The sequence below is a fragment of the Paraburkholderia sp. FW306-2-2C-D06C genome (assembly GCF_058781505.1).
Genome location: NZ_JBYSWU010000046.1, coordinates 48349 through 68548, shown reverse-complemented (window position 1 = coordinate 68548; position 20200 = coordinate 48349). Strand labels below are relative to the sequence as shown.

At 63.0% G+C, this 20200-nt stretch carries 13 protein-coding genes and 1 pseudogene; 2 read left to right on the top strand and 12 right to left on the bottom strand.

From position 1 onward, the window contains the following. From AC3WLT_RS27875 to AC3WLT_RS27825, 11 genes and pseudogenes are all read right to left on the bottom strand, one after another. A pseudogene (locus tag AC3WLT_RS27875) lies at positions 1 to 148 on the bottom strand (microcin ABC transporter permease); the annotation flags it as partial. An 8-nt stretch (positions 149 to 156) separates the two neighbouring features. Next, positions 157 to 2109 carry an extracellular solute-binding protein gene (locus AC3WLT_RS27870; protein WP_492594887.1) on the bottom strand — a complete coding sequence of 651 codons (1953 nt, stop codon included), beginning with the start codon at positions 2107 to 2109 and terminating at the stop codon, positions 157 to 159. A 125-nt stretch (positions 2110 to 2234) separates the two neighbouring features. After that, on the bottom strand, positions 2235 to 3002 hold the full coding sequence (locus AC3WLT_RS27865; RefSeq protein ID WP_492594886.1) for an energy transducer TonB: 768 nt from the start codon (positions 3000 to 3002) through the stop codon (positions 2235 to 2237). Next, complete coding sequence (locus AC3WLT_RS27860; protein WP_006051605.1) at positions 2999 to 3418, bottom strand: ExbD/TolR family protein; 420 nt, start codon at positions 3416 to 3418, stop codon at positions 2999 to 3001. Before AC3WLT_RS27860 ends, AC3WLT_RS27865 begins: the two co-directional genes overlap by 4 nt. 25 nt (positions 3419 to 3443) lie before the next feature. After that, positions 3444 to 4055 carry a MotA/TolQ/ExbB proton channel family protein gene (locus AC3WLT_RS27855; protein WP_492594885.1) on the bottom strand — a complete coding sequence of 204 codons (612 nt, stop codon included), beginning with the start codon at positions 4053 to 4055 and terminating at the stop codon, positions 3444 to 3446. 106 nt (positions 4056 to 4161) lie between these two features. After that, positions 4162 to 6864, bottom strand: a complete 2703-nt coding sequence (locus AC3WLT_RS27850) for a TonB-dependent receptor plug domain-containing protein (protein WP_492594884.1) — start codon at positions 6862 to 6864, stop codon at positions 4162 to 4164. 383 nt (positions 6865 to 7247) lie between these two features. Continuing rightward, complete coding sequence (locus AC3WLT_RS27845) at positions 7248 to 7832, bottom strand: helix-turn-helix domain-containing protein (RefSeq protein ID WP_492594883.1); 585 nt, start codon at positions 7830 to 7832, stop codon at positions 7248 to 7250. A 632-nt stretch (positions 7833 to 8464) separates the two neighbouring features. Continuing rightward, positions 8465 to 14356, bottom strand: coding sequence for an excinuclease ABC subunit UvrA (uvrA, locus tag AC3WLT_RS27840; RefSeq protein ID WP_492594882.1), 5892 nt, complete (start codon positions 14354 to 14356; stop codon positions 8465 to 8467). A 367-nt stretch (positions 14357 to 14723) separates the two neighbouring features. Further along, positions 14724 to 16262 carry a cysteate racemase gene (gene cuyB / locus AC3WLT_RS27835; protein WP_492594881.1) on the bottom strand — a complete coding sequence of 513 codons (1539 nt, stop codon included), beginning with the start codon at positions 16260 to 16262 and terminating at the stop codon, positions 14724 to 14726. 128 nt (positions 16263 to 16390) lie between these two features. Next, positions 16391 to 16705, bottom strand: a complete 315-nt coding sequence (locus AC3WLT_RS27830; RefSeq protein ID WP_492594880.1) for a single-stranded DNA-binding protein — start codon at positions 16703 to 16705, stop codon at positions 16391 to 16393. 289 nt (positions 16706 to 16994) lie between these two features. Next, on the bottom strand, positions 16995 to 17891 hold the full coding sequence (locus AC3WLT_RS27825; protein ID WP_492594879.1) for a LysR family transcriptional regulator: 897 nt from the start codon (positions 17889 to 17891) through the stop codon (positions 16995 to 16997). A 150-nt stretch (positions 17892 to 18041) separates the two neighbouring features. Here AC3WLT_RS27825 and AC3WLT_RS27820 point away from each other — a divergent pair, with 150 nt between their 5' ends. Both AC3WLT_RS27820 and AC3WLT_RS27815 read left to right on the top strand, forming a co-directional pair. Further along, positions 18042 to 18785 (top strand): SDR family oxidoreductase, encoded by a 744-nt coding sequence (locus AC3WLT_RS27820; RefSeq protein WP_492594878.1) that lies wholly within the window; start codon positions 18042 to 18044, stop codon positions 18783 to 18785. 84 nt (positions 18786 to 18869) lie between these two features. Continuing rightward, entirely contained in the window at positions 18870 to 19106 is a 237-nt protein-coding gene (locus AC3WLT_RS27815) for a hypothetical protein (RefSeq protein WP_492594877.1), read from the top strand. A 38-nt stretch (positions 19107 to 19144) separates the two neighbouring features. Here AC3WLT_RS27815 and AC3WLT_RS27810 read toward each other — a convergent pair whose 3' ends face one another. After that, entirely contained in the window at positions 19145 to 20170 is a 1026-nt protein-coding gene (locus tag AC3WLT_RS27810) for an aldo/keto reductase (RefSeq protein WP_492594876.1), read from the bottom strand. Positions 20171 to 20200: the final 30 nt, after the last annotated feature.

The window sequence follows — 20200 nt, the reverse complement described above, 5'->3', positions numbered from 1 at the left end:
CGCCACGGCCAGTGCCGTGGCGGAGTTGCGTCATCACCTGTTCGACCGGCCCACCCGGCACGAACTGCGTGACGACAAAGGTCAGCGTGACCACGCCGAGCAGCGTCGGCACCATCAACAGCAAACGTCTGAGAATGTAGGCGAGCATGCTGGTCCTCAGTGGGCCGTAGCCGTGGTTGAGACAGCGGACGGCGCCGCCTGGGTTCGCGTCGCTTGTGTGCGTGGCGCCCTTGCGTACCAGTAATCGATGACCCAGTCTTCATACAGGTAAGACGTGGGTACGATCTTCGGGAACGCCAGCGTCGTCTTGTAGCCGATGCGCGCGCCCGGCGCGTAGTACTCCGGCACCAGATAGAACGAGTAGATCAGGACGCGGTCGAGCGCACGGGTCGCCGCCTCCAGATCGTCGAGATTGGTGGCGGAGAGCGCGGAGCGAATCAGCGAGTCGACCGCTTTCGATCGAATACCTGGATAGTTCTCGGAGCCGATTTCGGACGCGGCCGCACTGCCGAATCGGCGCGTAAGTTCGGCGCCCGGAATCGTCACCGGCGGATAGATAAAGGTGGTCATGTCGTACTCGAAATTGTCCAGACGCTTCTCGTACAACGCACTGTCGATTTCGCGCATATGGGCCTGGATGCCGAGTTCGCCGAGCGCCTGCATATACGGCAGGATCAGACGATCCATACCCGGCTGATCGTCCATGATCTCGATCGTCATCGGCGTGCCGTTCGCGTCGCGCAATGCGCCGTCGCGATAGTGCCATCCAGCCTGCGCCAGCAGATCGCGTGCGACGCGCAGATTGCCGCGCAGGGAATCCGGTGGAATCGTAGTGGGTTGCTTGAGCATCGGACCGAATACTTCGGGCGGCACACTGGCGCGCAGCGGTTCAAGCAGCGCCAGTTCCTTGGGGCCGGGCATGCCGGTTGCGCCGAACGGGCTCGCCTCAAAATAGCTGCTGGTGCGCCGGTATTGGCCGTAGAACATCATCCGGTTCATCCAGTCGTAGTCGAATGCCAGCGTGAGCGCGTGGCGCACGCGCGGGTCCTGGAACATCGGCTTGCGCATATTCATCAGCATGCCCTGCATCTGCGCGGGACCGTCGGCGAAATCACCCTTCTTCAGCAGTCCGTTCCTGAAGTTCTTGCCGACGTATTTGCGCGCCCACTGGGTCGCGCTGTATTCGACGATGACGTCCGCGTCGCCGGCCTTGAAAGCTTCGAGCTGCGTGTAGTGATCGTGATACAGCTTGAACGTGATGCTCGCGAAGCGATACATGCCGCGCCGCGACGGCAGATTCGCGGCCCAGTAGTTCGGGTTGCGGCGATAGGCAATCTGCTTGTCGTTCTTGCGCGCTTCGATCAGATACGGGCCGCTCGCGATCGGCGCCTGGTTCGCGATCTGATCGAACGGCGGACGGGTGCCGTCGGCGCGCATGCCCCACTTCGGCGAGAAGATCGGCAGGTCGCCGGCGATCAGCGGCGCGCCCCGCTCGGCGTGCTTGAAATCGAAGCGCACCGTGGCCCGGTCGACCACCACGGCGCGCCTGATGACCGAGAACTGCGCGTTGTATACCGGTGAAGCTTGTGGGCTCGTCAACGTATCGAACGAATATTTGACGTCGGCAGCGGTGATCGGATCGCCGTTTGAAAAGCGCGCAGCCGGATCGATGTGGAAGGTCGCCGAACTGAGGTCCGGCGCCACTTCGACGTCATCGGCGATCAGCGGATACTCCGAGGCCAGTTCGTCCCAGCTGCGCTGCATCAGCGTATCGAACATCAGATGCAGAACGTCCGGCGCGGGCGCGCCGCGCACGAGGAACGGGTTCAGCGAGTCGTAGCTCTGCAGCTCGTCGAAGTTCTGAAAACTGAGCGTGCCGTCGGCCGGCTCCGTCGGATCGGCGTAGTCGAAGTGCGTGAAACCAGCGGGATATTTGGGCTCGTCGTATTGGGAAATCGACGCTTTGGCCTGCGCGGGCGCCGCGCTCAGGCTCAGGCTCAGGCTCACGCCGACGCACAGCGCGGCCAGCCATGCAGCGCCCAAGCTCGGTACCGGCGCGCGCGAGATCGTCCACACGGCGCGCGGCCAGCGAAACTTCACAAGTCTCATCTTCGGAATGCGTGAGGACGCACGCCGGCTGCGAGCCGGCGCGCGGTACGTCGAATCGGCGCGAACGACGGCCGATCGCCATTGCTCGCGTTGCTTTCCCCGGAAGCGCAGCACTGCGCCCCGGCTTACTGGTCGTCGTCGCTCGGTGCGGTCTTGAACGAGAACGCGACTTCACCGACATAAGCCTCCGCGTTCTTCTCGCATCGATACGACTTCGCCGCGGCGATGACCGCCTCGTTGAACACCGAAGTGGGCGGTGTCACGCGCATGATCTTCACATCGCTGACGCTGCCGTCAGGGCTGATCGACAGATGCGCGATCACGGTCGCCGAAATCCCTTCCTGCAGCGCGCGCCGCGGGATCTGCGGCTGCACGGCCTGACAATGACCGCGGCCGTCGACCACACCGTGCAACGCGGGTGGCGCCGCCGGCGCGGGCGGCGCGGCGGGCGCCGTGGCCGGACCCGGCGTCGCGTTCGCGGTAGCCAACGCGGGTGCGTTCGCGTTCGGATTGGCGGCTGGCGCGATGTTGGCCGGCTTCGGCGTGGGCGACGGCACGGCAGGCGGCGGCCTGGGTGTCGGCAGCGGCTTGGGCTGGACCTGCTTCGGCACCGGCTTCACGGGTGTGGGCGCGGGCGGCGGCTCTAGCTTCTTCACCTCGGGCGGCGGAGGCGGCGGCGCCATCTCCACCTGCATCACCTTGCGCTCGGGCGGCGGCGGCTGTTTGAAGCTCACCTGCGAAAGCCCGACGATCACCAGCAGCTCGACCACGAGCGCGATCCCCACGGCCGTCTTCATGGACATGCGGCCATGATGCGCCGGCGTTGACGATGCCCAGAGAGCGCCGTTCAGGCGACTTTGCGGGTCTTTCATGTCGAGTACCGGAGAGCTCATGTCGTCGGATTTGTCGCCAGTGCAACCGAACTGATGCCCGCCGCGCGCACCAGGTCCATGACCTTGACGATGTTCTTGTAGCTCGTGCCTTCGTCGCCGGCGATCGCCACGTCGACCTTCTTCGAGTCGTGCACCAGTCCTTGCAGGTGCGCAGTCAGTTCTGTCGGCGTAACGGGTTTCGCGTCCAGGTAAATCTCATCGGTCTTGGTGACGCCGATCGACACCTTCACCGTCTGCTGCAACTGCTCCGCCGTGCTCGATTGCGGCAGATCGAGTTTGATGCCCGCGCCCTGAATCATCTTCAGCGTGGCGAGCATGAAGAACACCAGCAGGAACATCATGATGTCGATCATCGGAATGATCTCGATGCGCGCCTTCTCTTCCGCGCCCAGGTAATGGCTGCGATGGTTACGCATGATCCTTCTCCTTCGATGCGGATTTTCAGGCGGCGAACCGCGACACGAGCAGCGACTTGATCAGGTCGAACTGGTTGACCGTCATGCGGATACGCTTGTTGAAGTAGTTCAGGAAGATCACGCAGATGATCGCGATCGTCAGGCCGCAAGCGGTGGCCGTCAGCGCGTGGCCAATGCCGCCCGTCACGCCATTCGGGTTCGCGGTGCCGCTCGTGCCGAGCACGTTGAACGACTCGACCATGCCGATGATCGTACCGAGCAGACCGAGCAGCGGGCCGAGCGTCACGGCTGTATCGAGAATCCACAGATTGCGGTCGAGGCGCGGCATCTGGAACATGATGGTTTCCTCGAGCTCTCGCTCCACCACCGCTTCCGGCTTGCCCTGCACCTTCAGCACGCTTTTGACGAGTTCGCCTTGCACGGTCTGCTTGTAGTGTTCGGCGACCTTCTGTGCGTCGGACAGATTAGCCGGCTCGACCAACTTCAGATCATGTTCGAGCGTCTTGCCCGCCTTGACCGCTCGCGAGAAGAACATGAATCGCTCGACGATGATCGAGATGCCCAGCAGGAAGATAAAGGCCAGCAACGGAATCAGGCCCATCGATTGAACTGAATAGTTGATAAGGGTATTGAGCACGGGGAACTCCAAAGTACGTCTATAACAAAGTTAAGCCGCTCCGGCGGGGATGACCGGGAGCCGGAACGGCCGACCGACTAAACAGACTGCGGGTGCATCAAAAGCGTTAGAAGCGGTACGTCGCACCGACCTGGAAGAAACGGCCGATGTTCGTGTAGAGCGACTGGTCGTAGCCCGTGATATCCGGCGTAGCCTGCCACTCGACGTCGAACGGCGGCTTGCGGTCGAAGATGTTGTTGATGCCGCCGTAGATCGTCCAGTTCTTGAAGCCGCGATATGTGGCCATCAGGTTGAACTGGCTGTACGACGCCACCGACAGCGTGCCGCCGTCGCCGAATTCGGCTGCCACCGCGTTGGTGTACGGCCCCGTGTATTGCCACGTCAGCGTCGTGGTGAACTTGCGGTAATCCCACGTCAAGCTCGTGTTGCCCTTCCAGCGCGGATTGCTGGCGCCGAACGGCTGCAGCAGCGCGAGGTTGTTGCCGGCGAAGTCCTGCGTCGGCGCGCCCGGGCTATTCAGCTTGAAGTGCCACACGTAGGTCCAGTCGCCTGCCAGCGTGAACGTGCCGTACTTCGTGCCGACCGACTTGCGGAAGTTCATGTCGAAGCCGTCGGTGTCGAGCGAACCGAGGTTGATGAACTGTTCCTTGATATAGGCCACCGTGCCGTCCGGATTGCGGATCACCGTGGACGGGTTGTTCGCATCGATCACTGCATTCGGATCGTTGGTGCCGATCACGCCGTCGATGTGAATCTTGTAGAACGCCGCACCGATGTCGGTCGACGAATCCGGCGAGAGCTGGAAGCCGATGTTGTAGTTCTTGGTGTGCTCGGGCTGCAGATTCGGATTGCCGTTGACCTGTTCGGTCGTGAAGTGCTTGGTCGGCACGCCGCTCGGATCGTTCGGATCGACCAGGTTCTGGTGCGCGAGGTAAGTCGCCTGCGAGTTTTCCACCAGCGTCGGCGCGCGGAAACCGCGGCTATACGATGCGTAGGTCGTGACTGCCTGCCCCGGCTGATAGCGCAGTGCGAAGCTCGGCGAGAACGCACCGCCGAAGTCGTTGTAGTGGTCGTAACGGCCCGCTTGCGTGAAGGTCAGGTTGCGGATGATCGGAATATCGACCTGATAGTAGACCGCGGCCACGTTGCGCGAACCATCGACCGTCTGCACGTTGGCCGGCGCGCTGATACCCAGCGCGCTATAGGTGCGCGAGTTGATCAGCGAGCTCTCGTGACGGAACTCGGTGCCGAAACCAACGCCGACCGGGCCACCCGGCAGATTGAACAGGTTGCCGGTCGAGGTCTTCGCCGTGACGCTGTCGAGCTTCGAGATCGCCTGATCGTAGTCGCTCATGAAGACGCCGTTCAAACCGTTCGGCGTTGCCGACGGGTTCGAGAAGTTGAACACGCCGTTCTGCAGAATGTTCTCAACGCCCGCCGCGTTCAACACGTTCGAATAGTGCGTGTCGACCGTGCTCTGCGAATGGCCGTAGTCCGCGGACCAATCCCAGTCGCCGAACTTCTGCGTGGTGAACGAGCCCTTCACGCCGGTCGATGCCTTCCAGAAGGTGGATACCGTGTCTGCCGAAACGGTATCCGGGAACGTGTAGTTGATTTTCGCCGGCAAACCGAACGGGTTGTACGGATTGCTCGCTGGTACGGTGCGCGACAGCGGCAAGGCCGAACCAGTGGCCGGATTGAATGCGTTGGTGGTGCTGCTCAGCGCCGCCGGACCCTGGTTCTGCACGGTTTCGTTGCGGCTCACCCAGAAGTCGGCATACGCCTGCGTCTCGTCGTTGATCTTGAAGGTGCCGCGCACCTTCGCGTTCAGGCGCGTGGTCGACGGCATCAGCGACGTGGCATTGGCGGGATTCGACTTGCACTCCGCGCCGCCGTCCGCCGATACGCTGCCGGGCGGGCATGGGTTAAGCGCCGTCTTGGTGCCGTCCGGCGCTGTCCAGTACGACTGCTGATTCGGGCCGAGCGGACCGGCGAGGCCGCCAGGGAACTGGCTGAAATCCTGGTTCGCGGTGAAATCGCGGTCGCCGAGCGACGAGCCGGTGTCGCGATAGTAGCTGGCCGCGGCCGTTACGTTGAAGCGATCGGAATTCAGATCGCCAAAGCCGCCGAGCACGCTGAAGGTACCCTGCGCATCGCCCGGATGCTGCGCCTTGCCGAGCTGACCATCGATCTGCAAACCCTGGAAGTTCTTCTTCGTGATGATGTTGACCACGCCGGCAATCGCGTCGGAACCGTACACTGAAACAGCGCCGGTCTTCACGATGTCGATGTGGTCCACCATGTTGAGCGGAATCGAATTGACGTCGAAAAACGTGTCGGTGAAGTTCACCGCCTTGCCGTAGTTCGCCACCCGCTGTCCGTCCACCAGCACCAGCGTGTACTTTTCACTGAGCCCGCGCAACGCGATCCCTGCACCGCCCTGCGCGGAGCTGTTCATGTTGGTTTGCCCCCAGCTGCTGGCCGAGTTCACGGACGTGCCGCGCAGGAAGTCAGCGACCGTCGTGTAGCCGCTCTGCTCGATTTCCTTCGGCGTGATGGTCTGCACTTCCGTGTTGCCGACCTTGTCCGACGTGCGGATCAGCGAGCCGGTCACTTCGACCCGTTGCATCTTCGTCACGTTGCCCGAGTCCGTCGCGGCCGGTGTGGCTTCCGACGTCGGTGCTGCAGCAGTACTACCGGTCGTGGCCGGCTGGCTTTGTGCGAACGCCGGAGAGGCAATAGCAGCCGACAACGCGAGTTCTGCCCAAAGTATTCTTTTGATGGCCAATGCCAATGCCTTTTGTTTCATTTTCCCCTTCTCACTCGTCAGTAAGACCCACACCTGTTGTGCAAAGAAAAGTCTTGTGAACTTCTCCGCTCGATTTGCAGCGACGACGCACCACGTTTAGCCAAAGTTGCCCCGTATCTGTGCAAAAACGCCTAATCGATTAAAGAGGTCTAAACCGATTCGGCAATACGTGAGCACTTCGGTTCTTTTTGAATATCGCAGTCCTAATTTCTTACAAAATAATGCAGGAGTAGCTTTCCAATTCATTTCAACCCACGCAAATCGACTCACTCACGAAATGCTTCTTTTCCATGGGACTTCAGTCATTGGTATTGAAATAAAAAATTCTGTATAACTAATCTTTATTTCTTGATTGCTTCGCAACTTCGGCTGTGCTTACCCAGCTAGAACAACCTCGGCGTGCCGACCCAGACCAGCACAGTCTCTTCACCTGCGGTGTTGGTCCATGCATGCGGGACCGTTGACTCGTAATGCGCGGTGTCACCCGCCCGCAACACAAATGTCGTACCTTCGAGTGTGAGGGAGATCTCTCCGCTCATCACGTACAAGAACTCTTCGCCGGCATGCGTCGTCACTTCCGACGGCTGCTGGCCCGCCGGCATCCTCACGAGGATGGCTTCCAGCTTCCTGCTATCCGACAGATTCGTCAGCCTGCCGAACAGGTTGGCCGAATCGGCAAAACCAAAGTACTTCAACTCGGCGCCCCTGCATACCGACCCGGCTTCAGTCGGCGTGTCGATGAAGTACTGCACCGTCACACCTAACGCACGCGCAATGCCGACGAGAGAGGTAATCGACGGCGCCGCCTGACCGCGCTCCACCTGCGACAGAAACGGTTTCGATATCCCCGCAGCGGTCGCGGTGTCTTCCAGCGTGCGCTTGAGGCTGTGGCGCAAAGCGCGAATCTTTCTACCTATCGCCCGCGTTGCAACCGCGGCTTGTTCCTTGTTATCGGGTGGCGGAAACATAGCAAGACAGAATCATGTAGTCAAAATTTGTTTGATATAAGCAAATATTGTTTCACTGGGCGCGACGTACCGTACCTGAGACTTGTATGAAATGAACGGCGCTCGCCTGTAGCGGAAGCTGGATTGACATCCGCCGCCCCCGGACCATGTCTATAAGAATCAGATAACACGACAAGTAGTCTGACGCCGCTCGCCCAGGCGACGGCGAGAAAATCCAGCGCGAGCGAAAGACGCTGCCCGAATGCGATCGCGCGACTTTTCAATCGACGTGGAAGCTTGAAGACAAACGATGCGCAGAGCTCGTGCGTGTCTCGCCGGCCAAGCGCTAATCGTTGTAAAGGCGCTCAATGGAAGGGGACGATATCAAACCAAAATCGCACGTCAAACTTTTTTTGATGAGGGCATACCTTATTTGGAACCACGACTTCAATTAGAAGCACGCCTCTAAATAGAGGCATCTCTCTAAAAATATGAACGTGATGCGCATGCCGCCTGGTGAACAGATCGGGCCGCAACTAAACAACGTGCCGCCGGGTACTAAACAATTCGTATGGGTCACAAAGCACAGGGCCTGCATCGCGTTACCGCGATGCAGGCCCTGTGTTTGCGCTGGTTTGCGTCGCGCGTTCGTGCTAACCGTTGGTGCCTTCGCCCGCTTCGACTGGCGCGACGTGCGCGCTTTCGGCGCGAGCCAGCACCGGTCTCAACGCCGCCCCCGTGTGACTCTCGGGTACTTGCGCGAGTCCTTCGGGATCCATAGCAGCCACGATTGTCCCACCGCCTACGCCCCCTTCAGGACCAAGATCGATGATCCAGTCCGCCTCTGCAATCACGTCGAGATCGTGCTCGATGACGACGACGCTATGGCCGCCGTCCGCGAGACGGTGCAGCACGCGAATCAGCTTCGCGACATCCGCCATATGCAAACCGACGGTCGGTTCGTCCAGCACATACAGCGTATGCGGAGGCTTCTGACCACGCCGCGTGATGTCGTCGCGCACCTTGCTCAACTCGGTGACCAGCTTGATGCGCTGTGCTTCGCCGCCCGACAACGTAGGCGACGGCTGCCCCAGCGTGAGATAACCGAGCCCGACGTCCTTCATCAATTGCAAGGGATGCGCGATGTTGGAAATCGGCGCAAAGAACTCGACGGCTTCGTCGATTTCCATGGTCAGCACGTCGCCGATGTTCTTGCCGCGCCAGGTGACCGCGAGCGTCTCCGGATTGAAACGTTGACCGTGACAAACGTCGCACGGCACTTTCACGTCGGGCAGGAAGCTCATGCCGATGGTGCGCACGCCTTGCCCTTCGCAAGCGGGACAGCGGCCTTCACCCGTGTTGAACGAGAAGCGCGACGCCGTGTAGCCACGCGCGCGCGCTTCGAGCGTGCCGGCAAACAGCTTGCGGATCGCGTCCCACACGCCGATGTAGGTCGCCGGACATGAACGCGGCGTCTTGCCGATCGGGGTCTGGTCGACTTCGAGCACACGGTCGATGGTTTCCCAGCCGGTCACCGCATCGCACCCTTGCCATGCGTGCGTGACGTTGAGCGGCGCGCGGGGCGCCGTGCGCGCCAATACGCTCGAGCGCCGGTTCGCCGCCGGCTGCTCCTGCGCCGCCGCGCGCGCACGCCGCGTAGCCGGCGACGACAGCACCGAGCGCCCGACCGCATCCAGCAGATTGGCCATCAGCACATCGCGCGCGAGCGTCGACTTGCCGGAACCGCTCACACCCGTCACCGCGACTAGCCGCGATAGCGGAATGCCGACCGTCACGTTGCGCAGGTTGTGCAGCTTGCCGCCATGCACCGTTAGCCAGTTCTCGGGTACGGCCGCTGCGCGTTTGGTCGGCGCGACCACCTTGCGGCGCGGCTGCAACGGATGCACGATCGGCCGCGCGAGAAACTGCCCGGTCAGCGAATCGGATTGCGCCGACAGATCGGCAACACTGCCTTGCGCGATGAGCGTACCGCCGCGCTTGCCCGCGCCGGGCCCGATATCGATGATGTGATCGGCACGCCGAATGGTGTCTTCGTCATGTTCGACCACCACCAGCGTATTGCCCTTCTCGCCCAGCTTGCGCAATGCGTTCAGCAGAATCTGGTTGTCGCGCGGATGCAGACCGATAGTGGGTTCGTCGAGCACATAGCACACGCCTTGCAGATTGCTGCCGAGCTGCGCGGCGAGCCGGATGCGCTGCGCTTCGCCACCCGACAAACTCGGCGCCGCGCGATCGAGACTCAGATAGCCGAGCCCGACTTCTTCGAGGAACTGCAGACGGCTGCCGATTTCGCTGATCACGTCGCGCGCGATTTCCGCCTCACGGCCCGTCATTTCCAGCGTGTCGATCCATTTGCGCGTATCGGAAACCGTCCACTGCGCGACCTCGACGATCGCGTGCGCATCGAACGCGACCGCGCGCGCGGTCGGATTCAGACGCGTGCCGGCGCAATCGGGACACGGTTCGTCGACGAGTCCTTCCGGTTCCTGCTCCTCCGACGGCAAGCTTTGCTCGCGGCCGCGATTGTCGTCGACGATCACAGTGTCGTCGTATGCCGCACGTTGCTCGCGCGTCAGCGCGAGGCCCGTGCCGACACAGGTGGTGCACCAGCCATGCTTGCTGTTGTACGAGAACATGCGCGGGTCGAGCTCGGGATAGCTCGTGCCGCACACCGGACACGCGCGCTTGATGGACAGCACCTTCACCGCGCCGAGCGTGGCCGTGGGATGACCGCCGCTGATCGCGTCGTGCAAACCGTCGAGCGGCGCAAGCAGATGCATCACGCCCTTGCCGATTTCGAGCGTCTCGTCGAGCGCGCGGCGCAATTCAGCTTCGTTGTCCGGCGACACGACGATGTCGGCCACCGGCAACTCGATCGTGTGCTCGCGAAAGCGATCGAGCTTCGGCCAAGGGTCCACCGGCACGAACTCGCCGTCCACGCGCAGATGCGTATTGCCGCGCGCTTTCGCCCACTTCGCGAGATCGGTATAGACGCCCTTGCGGTTCACGACGAGCGGCGCGAGGAAGCCGACGTGCTCGCCTTTGTGATCGCGCAGCAGCTGCGCGGCAATCGACTCGACACTCTGCGACGTGACCGGCGTGCCGTCGTGAATGCAATGTTGCAGACCGAGCTTCACATACAGCAGACGCAGGAAGTGCCACACTTCCGACGTGGTCGCCACGGTACTCTTGCGGCCGCCGCGCGACAAACGCTGCTCGATCGCGACAGTGGGCGGAATGCCGTACACCGCGTCGACTTCGGGGCGGCCGGCCGGCTGCACGATCGACCGCGCGTACGCGTTCAGCGATTCGAGGTAACGGCGCTGCCCTTCGTGGAACAGAATGTCGAAGGCGAGCGTGGATTTGCCCGAACCGGACACGCCGGTGATCACGTTGAACTTGCCGTGCGGAATATCGACGTCGAGCGCCTTCAGATTGTGCTCGCGCGCATTGACGATGCGCACCACGTCCTCGCCTTCGATCGCCCGGCGCGCACGCGCTGCACTCAGCGCCTTTTGCAACGGAATACCTTGTGGCGACGGCTCGGCCGCGGCGCTCATCGCGCGGTCGTATTGCAGCAGTGCCTCGCCGGTATGCGATTGACCGCAATGCTTGACGTCTTCGGGCGTGCCCGCGCACAGCACCCGGCCGCCGCCGTCCCCGCCTTCGGGGCCGAGATCGATCAGCCAGTCGGCCGCGCGGATCACGTCGAGATTGTGCTCGATCACGATCAGCGAATGGCCGCTTGCGAGCAGCTTGCCGAACGCCTGCATCAGCTTGGCGATGTCGTCGAAATGCAGGCCGGTGGTCGGCTCGTCGAACATGAACAGACGTTTCGCGACCGCCTGTTTTGCGCTGCGCGCGGTGCGCGCCTGCGCCGATTCCGCGAGAAAACCGGCGAGCTTGAGCCGCTGCGCCTCGCCGCCGGACAGCGTCGGCACAGGCTGGCCGAGCTTCACGTATTCGAGGCCCACGTCGACGATGGGCTGCAGCACGCGCAACACTTCGGCGTCCTCCGCGAAGTAGGCGGTGGCTTCGCTCACCGTCAGTTCCAGCACGTCGGCAATGCTCAGGGCGCGCGCCGGCTCGCCTCGCTCGATCTTCACTTCGAGCAGTTCGGCGCGATAACGGCGGCCGTCGCAATCCGGACAGCGCAAATACACGTCGCTCAGGAACTGCATTTCGATGTGCTCGAAGCCCGAACCGCCGCAGGTCGGGCAACGTCCTTCGCCCGAGTTGAAGCTGAACATGCCGGGGCCGTAACCGCGTTGCTTCGCAAGCGGCGCCTTGGCGAACAGCTTGCGGATTTCGTCGAACGCGCCGACGTAACTGGCGGGATTCGAGCGCGCGGTCTTGCCGATCGGCGACTGGTCGACGAATACGACGTCTGTGACCTGACCGGCGCCCGTCAGGCTCCTGAACGCGCCGGGCGATTCAGTGGCGAGACCGAAGTGCCGTGCCATGGCCGGATACAAAACGTCCTGCAGCAAGGTGGATTTGCCGGAACCCGACACGCCCGTCACGCAGACGAAGCGTTGCAACGGAATCTCAACCGTGACATCGCGCAGATTATGTTCGGTCGCGCCCTCGAGCACGATGCGCGGCGTGCCTGCATCCACCGGACGCTGCGACCAGTGCGCCGCGTCCGCCACGTGCCGGCGCCCGCCCAGGTACTCGCCGGTCAGCGTGCCGGACGAACGGATCGCCTCGGGCGAGCCGTCGTAAATGATCGAGCCGCCGCGTTCGCCCGGCCCCGGGCCCATGTCGATCAGGCGGTCCGCCGCGAGCATCACCGACGGATCGTGTTCGACCACCACCAGCGTATTGCCCGCATCGCGCAGCCGGTGCATTGCTTCGACGATCCGGTTCAGATCGCGCGGATGCAGGCCGATGCTCGGCTCGTCGAGCACGAACAGCGTTTTGGTGAGCGATGTGCCGAGCGCCGTGGTGAGGTTGATCCGCTGCACCTCGCCGCCCGACAGCGTGCGGCTTTGCCGGTCGAGCGTCAGATAGCCCAGACCGACGTCGCACAGATACTTGAGGCGCGTACGCACTTCGGCGAGCAGCAGCTTGAGCGCGTCGTCGAGCAATGCGCTCGGCAGGCTGATCTCGTCGAAGAAACGCCGGATGCGCTCGATCGGCAGCAGCATCAGATCGTGCACGGTCAGACCCGGCAACGCCTCGAGTTGCGCGCGCTGCCAGTCGACGCCGCGCGGCATGAAGCGCCGTTCGGGCGCGAGCACCGAGTCGGCATTCGCTCGGGTGCCGAGGCGCCACAACAGCGACTCCGTTTTCAGACGCGCGCCGCCGCAGGTTTCGCACGGCGTATAGCTGCGGTACTTCGACAGCAGCACGCGAATGTGCATCTTGTACGCTTTCGATTCGAGATATTCGAAGAAGCGTTTGACGCCGTACCAATGGCTTTGCCACTTGCCGTTCCAGTCTGGCGAACCGTTGATGACCCAGTCGCGCTCGGCATCCGTCAGTTCGCCCCACGGCGTGCCGCGCCGGATATCGGCTTTCGCCGCGTAGCGCATCAGATCGTCCTGGCACTCCTTCCAGGCCGGCGTCTGCATTGGCTTGATCGCGCCTTCGCGCAGCGTCTTGCGCGCGTCGGGGATGACGAGACCGAGATCGACGCCGATTACCCGGCCGAAACCGCGGCAGACTTCGCACGCGCCGTAAGCCGAGTTGAACGAGAACAGCGCCGGTTGCGGGTCGGCGTAACGCAGGTCGCTTTCGGGATTGTGCAGACCGGTGGAAAACCGCCAGATTTGCGGCTCCGCTTCGTTAGCCTCCGGCGCTGCCGGCGCTTGCGGCAGCACGTAGAGGTTGACGCGGCCACCGCCGCGTTTGAGCGACGCCTCGATCGCTTCGACCACCCGCTGCTTGTCGACCTGGCGCAAACGGAAGCGGTCGGCCACCACGTCCAGCAGCTTGCGCTTGCCGGTGGGCGAATCGACTTCGCGCTGCGCCTGCACCCGCGTGTAGCCGCTCGCGGACAGCCATTGCTCGACTTCCTGCTCCGACGCGGACTCCGGCAACTCTACCGGGAACGTGACGACCAGCCGCGGATCGTGCTCCGCGGTGCGCGCCAGCAGATCGGCGTAAATCGTTTCCGGCGAGTCGTGGCGCACCTGCTGCGCGGTCTTGCGATCGAACAGCTCGGCCGCCCGCGCGTAGAGCAGCTTCAGGTGGTCGTTGAGTTCGGTCATCGTGCCGACCGTGGAGCGCGAGCTGCGCACCGGATTGGTCTGGTCGATCGCGATGGCGGGCGGCACGCCGTCGACACGGTCGACTTGCGGCCGGTCCATGCGGTCGAGAAACTGCCGGGCGTAAGCGCTGAAGGTTTCGACGTAGCGCCGCTGCCCTTCCGCGTACAGCGTGTCGAACACGAGACTCGATTTGCCGGAACCGGACGGGCCGGTGACGACCGTCATTTCGCCGGTTCGCACGTCGAGATCGACGTTCTTCAGGTTGTGCTGACGCGCGCCGCGAATCTTGATAATGCCGTTAGATGCCAATTTATCCGACCGTCTGAATGAGTGGGCCACCTCTCACGGACGCCTCGCGACCGCGCAAGTTCGGGGCACCCCGGCCGCGCGGGACGACACGCGGAGGGCCGGGCTGCAACGGGATACTATACTGTATATTTATACAGTTTTCCATGACGCGGCACGGCCTCGCTGCGGCACCGCTTCCGACAATGACAGGCGACGCCGGAGGCGCGCCGTCTGGCCGGTCAGCGTGGGGGCAACATGGGTTGGGAGCGATTTGAAAGGGTGGCGCAAAGCCGTGAGAGGTGGCGCTCCGGCCGCGGCCGTACCGCCGCCGCGGGTGAAGCGATCGAACGCACTGCGAATTCATATCCTGCGCATCCGCAAGCCCGATCTAGCCGTAGACGCTCGCCATGCTGAACCGGTCCACCGTGAGGGCCGCCGAATTGACCAGAGTATCGGCCGGCGCATCGGCACCCGAACCATCAGCTGCCCTATTGCCGCCCAGCGCATAAGCCACACAGCGTCTCGCCAGCACCTCGGCGGGATCGATCAGCCGCACCACCAGTCCGCCGGGCCGCGCCAGCGTCGAGCCGCGCAGCAGCAGCGGCAGTTCGGTGCAGCCCAGCACGATCACCTGCACGCCTTGCGCGACCAGATCGTCGACCGCGGCGGCGACGTCGTCGCTGCACTCGCCCGACGTATGGCCGGCCTTGGCGCCATGGCGCCCGTAGACCGCGTTCATCAGCCGCGCCTGTGCCGCCGCGGACGGCACGACCTGCACGAGGCCGCGCACCTCGAGCGCTTTCTCGTAGACGCGGCTTGCGAGCGTGCCTGAAGTCGCCAGCATGCCGACTTCACGCAGGGTCGGGAACGACTCGCGCAGATAATCGACGGTACAGGTCGGCATATTGACGATCGGGATGTTCAGCGCAGGCTGGATCCGCTCGACAAACGCATGCGCGGTATTGCACGGAATCGCGATGATATCCGCGCCGCCCTCTTCGAGCGTCTTGCACGCCGCATAGAGGGCGAGTGTCGGATCGTCGCCGTTGCCGAGCAGGGCTTCGGTACGATCCGGAATCTGCGGATTCTGCTCGACCATGACCTTGATATGGTCCTGATCGCGCGCAGCCGGCGTGTTGCGCACCAGCTTCGCCATGAAATCGACGGTCGCCGCGGGTCCGACACCGCCCAGCACGCCCACCTTGAAGCGCCGCTGCGGCTGCGGGAATTGCGCCGCCGCGACGTAGCGCGCGTAGACCAGATTGGCGTCGACCAGCGGCACGTCCAGCGTGCCGAGCGCGCGCGCGACCATGGCGATTTCGGCGAGCCCGGGCAGGATGATTTGCGCGCCTTGCGCGACGAGGTCCGCGCAGGCCGCCCGCAGCAACTCGACTGGCCGGCCGTAGAGACGACCGCTATTGATGCCGTCGTCGCCATACACCGCGCTGGTGACGCGATCCACGCCGTGTTCATCGCGCGGATGCAGCACGTCGAATTGCGCGGCGTCGAAATAGCGCTCGAAAAGGCCGTTGCCGCGTATGTACTCGGAAGTAAGGACACCGACACGCCGAACCGACGGAAAGGCTTGCCGCACATGCAGCGAAAGCGCCAGCATGATGTCGGCGATCGGGAGGGACGCGTTCGCCGTCAGCTCGTCGATGAAGGTATGACTGAGGAAGCAGGGCAATACGATGGCATCGACTCCACGTTTTTCGAAGGTACGGATCGTGTCGAATACGTGGAGTTTGAATGCGGCGTTCGCCGCGTCGATCAAGGCCGAGCCATGCCACGGCTGTTGCTCGAGCACAAGGTCGAATCGTCCTGCGGCGCGCGAACGGCGCCAGGCGGCGGTCATCTTGCTCAATACGTCGGCGCTCGCCAGCGGCGCCGCACCGGTCACGATGCCCAGCGAACGATAGCGTTGCATGATGACCCCCGTCAGCTTGGTTGGCTTTGATATTAGGCCGCTTTTGCGCGGTTTGAAGATGACATTATGGGGTTGTGGTTTGACATGGGGTTAATGTTGATTCTTTCCTTTGGCAGCGGCAAAAAACATCAACCCTCGTCATCTCGCGAACCATAAGCCGCCAGCACCTTGTGTGCAACCATATCCATAGCCGGCTTGACCAGGCCATTCTTGTCAGTCCAGACCTTGGGCGTCAACGCCCCACTCAGCGCAACGCTATCGGCATCGCTCAGCGCCAGCAGTCCACGTTGGACATCGTCATCAAACGCAATCACATTGACGAAAATCGTATCGCCGTCATTGGTGGCAGCCCGCACCTTGCAGGTCACAAACCGCTTGCCATTTTGCCCCGTGCGAATCTGTGCCTCGCCGTACAACCGCCCGCCCACCAGTCCATCGATCATTGCCCTGCTCCTCTTATCCGCTCACCGTGCAAAAAGCAATATCGCCGGCACGGCACGTATGATCCCACTATAAACAGCGCCGCCGGCGCACAACAAGAAACCCGCCGCGCGTCAAACGCCAACAACCCTATCCACACCCCGCACCAATCGCCTGGCCAGGCGGGGCTGCCGCAACTGCTCGAGCCACCACCGCAACGCGCGCCCTTCCTGATCGCCGCGCCACGCGACATACATCACATGCGCACCACCGGCATCAGCAGTTCGAATAAATGGGACTTTTAGTAGACGGTCAATCCGCGCCGGCGGCTTCGAAGATATCGCGCAGCCACTGCGCAAACACCCGCACGCGCGACGACAACTGGCGGTTCTGCGGATAGAGCACCGACACCGGCATCGGCGGCGGCGGAAAATCCGCCAGGACGACCTTCAGCCGCCCTGAGGCCAGTTCTGCCGCCACACGGTATAGCGGCACCTGCACGATGCCGAGGCCGGCCACCGCCGAGCCGGTGTAGAGATCGGCGCCGGTCACCGACACCGCCGCCGGCAGATACACCGCCCTCTCGCGGCCGTCGACGGTGAATTCGAGCGGCACCGGTTTGCCGGTCGCGCTCGACAGGTAGTTGACCGCCCGGTGCATGGACAGCTCCGCTGGATCGGCAGGCTCGCCGTGGGCCGCGAGATAGGCCGGGCTCGCCACTGTCACTTGCGGCAGTTGCGCGACGCGCCGCCCCACCATCGACGAATCCTGCAAATTACCCGCCCGCAGCACACAATCGATCCCCTCGCGCACCAGATCGACCAGCCGGTCGTCTTCGCCGATCGTCAGCTCGATCTCGGGAAACTGCGCAAGGAACGCCGGCAGCGCCGGCACGACGAAGTGCCGCGCCAGTGTGCTTTGCAAATTCACCCGCAACAAGCCCTTCGGCGCGATGTTCGTGAACGAGCCCTCAGCCTCCTCCATATCGGCGATGAGCCGCACGCAGCGCCGGTAATACGCCTCGCCGTCATGCGTGAGGCGCACCGAGCGCGTGGTGCGCTCCAGCAGCCGCGCGCCGAGCCGCCGTTCCATGCGTTTCATCAGATTGGTGACGGTGGCGCGCGGAATCTGCAGATCGTCTGACGCCCGCGTGAAGCTCTGCCGCTCGGCAATCCGCACGAACACCCGCATTTCCTCGAAACGATCCATGTTCAACGCCTGTACGACGGGTCCGCCGGGAGGCCGCCGGGTAATTATTAAAGCAAATGGAATAATGATAGCAAGTGTAACCAGATTATCTCTAACAAGAAAACGTCCATGATTCGTCTCACCCACTCACCACACGGAAGGAAACGAATCATGAACACGATCAAAAACGCTCAAGTCGCCATCGTGACCGGCGCATCCCGCGGCATCGGCGCAGCTGTTGCGCAACGGCTCGCCAAAGACGGTTTCGCAGTCGCCGTCAACTACGCATCGAGCTCGACGGAAGCCGACGCACTGGTCGCCGAACTCAAGGCTGCCGGCGCCAGGGCGATCGCAGTGAAGGCCGACGTCTCGAAGCCCGACGAGGTACGCCGCCTGTTCGAAACCACCGAACAGCAACTCGGCAAGGTGGACGTACTGGTCAACAACGCCGGTGTTCTCAAGACCGTGCCGCTCGCCGACACCAGCGACGCGCTGTACGACCAGACCTTCGACATCAACGTGCGCGGCACCTTCAACACCTTGCGTGAAGCCGCGGCCCGAATCAACGACGGCGGGCGCATCGTCAACTTCTCGAGCACCACGCTCGCGTTGAACATGCCTGGCTATGCGGTCTACAACGGCACGAAGGCCGCCGTCGAAGCGTTCACGCATGTGTTCGCCAAGGAACTGCGCGGCCGCAACATCACCGTCAACGCCGTTGCGCCGGGCCCGATCGCCACGTCGCTGTTCCTCGACGGCAAGACCGAAGAGCAGATCCAGACCTTCGCGAAGATGCCGCCGCTGCAACGCCTTGGCCAGCCGGACGATATCGCGTCGGTGGTGTCGTTTCTCGCCGGTCCCGACGCCGGCTGGGTCAACGGCCAGATCCTGCGCGCCAACGGCGGCGTCGCGTGAAGTGCTCGAAGTGTCGGAGCGCGTACGCATCGACTTCGCCCGGCGGATCGGCATGGCCGATTTGCTGGAAGCAAAGATCAAGCGTTGAGCGCGATAGCTGGGACGCCGAGCTGGGAGCGCCAAACCGGTGACGCCGAACCGGGAGCGCCGAGCTGGGAGCGTCAAGCCGGTGACGCCGAAGCGGGGGCGCCCAAGGCGATGCACGAACCTTGGCGTTTCCACGCGATGCTCGCGCAGGGCTTTGCGTTCGACGCGCATCTCGACGCCGGCCGCCGCTACTACGGCGAACTATTCGCCGCTCCGGCCGAACTCGTGAAATGACGTCGGGCCGGAGCGCGTTGGCGCTTATTGCAAAGCGCTTAAACAGGCTTCGGATTGCGCTCGGCAAATCCTTCCTGATGCCAGTACGGATAAGCCGGACGCACGGCGCTGGCGGCATCGAGTTTGGCCACCTGCTCGGGCGTCAGATTCCAGCCGACCGCGCCGAGATTCTGCCGCAACTGCTCCTCGTTGCGCGCGCCGATCAGCACCGTGGATACCGTCGGACGCTGCAACAGCCAGTTCAGCGCGATTTGCGGCACCGTCTTGCCGGTTTCGGCGGCGACCTCGTCGATCGCATCGAGCACGCGGAACAGATACTCGTCCGGTACCGGCGGGCCCATGTCGGCGGTCTTATGCAGACGGCTCGTATCCGGCAGCGGCTGGCCGCGCTTGAGCTTGCCGGTGAGCCGGCCCCAGCCGAGCGGGCTCCACACCACCGCGCCCACGCCTTGATCGACGCCGAGCGGCATCAGCTCCCACTCGTAATCGCGGCCGACGAGCGAGTAGTACGTCTGATTCGCGACATAGCGCGGATAGCCGTAGCGATCCGCGATGTCCTGCGATTTCATCAAATGCCAGCCGGAGAAATTCGACACGCCGGTGTAGCGGATCTTGCCGGCGCGCACGAGATCGTCGAGCGTGGACAGGACTTCGGCGATCGGCGTCTTCGCGTCGAAGCCGTGCAACTGGAACAGGTCGATGTAGTCCGTTTGCAGGCGCCTGAGCGCCGCATCGACCGCCTGAACCAGATGAAAGCGCGATGAGCCGACATGGTTCGGATCATCGTCGAAGCGGAAGGTCGCCTTGGTCGAGATGATCGCTTTGTCGCGCTTGCCCTTGAGCGCTTCGCCGAGCACCGACTCGGAAGCGCCTTTCGAATAGATGTCGGCACTATCGAACAGGGTGACGCCCGCGTCGAAGCAGATGTCGATCAAACGGCGCGCCTCGGCCACGTCGGTGGCGCCCCACGCTTCGAAGAATTCGCCCTTGCCGCCGAAGGTGCCCGTGCCGAAACTCAGCACCGGCACCGTGAAACCGGACGCGCCCAAATGTCTGTATTCCATTGAAGAATCTCCATGGCATAGCCGTCGATA

Excerpts from the sequence above, each read along its gene's own strand:
- AC3WLT_RS27830 (WP_492594880.1), bottom strand. The coding sequence starts at position 16,705 with ATGATCGATGGACTGGTGGGCGGGCGGTTGTACGGCGAGGCACAGATT.
- cuyB (WP_492594881.1), bottom strand. The coding sequence starts at position 16,262 with ATGCAACGCTATCGTTCGCTGGGCATCGTGACCGGTGCGGCGCCGCTG.
- AC3WLT_RS27845 (WP_492594883.1), bottom strand. The coding sequence starts at position 7,832 with ATGTTTCCGCCACCCGATAACAAGGAACAAGCCGCGGTTGCAACGCGG.
- AC3WLT_RS27865 (WP_492594886.1), bottom strand. The coding sequence starts at position 3,002 with ATGAGCTCTCCGGTACTCGACATGAAAGACCCGCAAAGTCGCCTGAAC.
- AC3WLT_RS27850 (WP_492594884.1), bottom strand. The coding sequence starts at position 6,864 with ATGAAACAAAAGGCATTGGCATTGGCCATCAAAAGAATACTTTGGGCA.
- AC3WLT_RS27860 (WP_006051605.1), bottom strand. The coding sequence starts at position 3,418 with ATGCGTAACCATCGCAGCCATTACCTGGGCGCGGAAGAGAAGGCGCGC.
- AC3WLT_RS27870 (WP_492594887.1), bottom strand. The coding sequence starts at position 2,109 with ATGAGACTTGTGAAGTTTCGCTGGCCGCGCGCCGTGTGGACGATCTCG.
- AC3WLT_RS27825 (WP_492594879.1), bottom strand. The coding sequence starts at position 17,891 with ATGGATCGTTTCGAGGAAATGCGGGTGTTCGTGCGGATTGCCGAGCGG.
- AC3WLT_RS27820 (WP_492594878.1), top strand. The coding sequence starts at position 18,042 with ATGAACACGATCAAAAACGCTCAAGTCGCCATCGTGACCGGCGCATCC.
- AC3WLT_RS27810 (WP_492594876.1), bottom strand. The coding sequence starts at position 20,170 with ATGGAATACAGACATTTGGGCGCGTCCGGTTTCACGGTGCCGGTGCTG.